Annotated in this window: 1 protein-coding gene; it reads right to left on the bottom strand. The window is 67.1% G+C overall.

Annotated elements, in window-relative coordinates:
• On the bottom strand, nt 1-456 hold a 456-nt coding region (locus VTU_RS29785; protein WP_010109289.1), incomplete at both ends, for an ABC transporter substrate-binding protein.

Here is a 456-nt window from a genome sequence, read left to right as displayed (position 1 = left end):
CCTCGGTATAGCCCGCGACCATGGGCGCCACGAGGGTGCCGTTGGGTCTGCCCAGGCCGCGCATGATGCTGCGCGCGATCGCCTCCGCGTCGATGGCCTGGTACAGGGCCCGGCGCACGCGCACGTCCTTGAGCGGGTTCCTGCCCTGGACGTTCGAGCCCGGCAGTTCCTCGCGGAACTGGTCCATGCCGAAAAAAATGGTGCGGTACTCCTGCCCATCGACCACCTTCAACTCAGGGTTGGCACGCAGACGCGCCAGATCCTGCGGTGCGGGGTCGAGCACCAGGTCCACCGCCCCCGACAGCAGCGCCGCGATGCGCGTCGCGGCGGACTTGATCGGGATATAGACCATCTCGCTCACGTCGCCCTCCATCGTGCCCCACCAGTGGGGGTTGCGCTTGAACACCATCTTCACGTCGGGCTGCCACGATTCCAGCATGTAGGGCCCGGTTCCCA

Origin of the sequence: Verminephrobacter aporrectodeae subsp. tuberculatae At4, assembly GCF_000193225.1 — a bacterium.
Classification (GTDB): domain Bacteria; phylum Pseudomonadota; class Gammaproteobacteria; order Burkholderiales; family Burkholderiaceae_C; genus Acidovorax; species Acidovorax aporrectodeae.
Note: the sequence above shows the minus strand (reverse complement) of the source record. Positions and strands in the feature narration are given on the sequence as shown.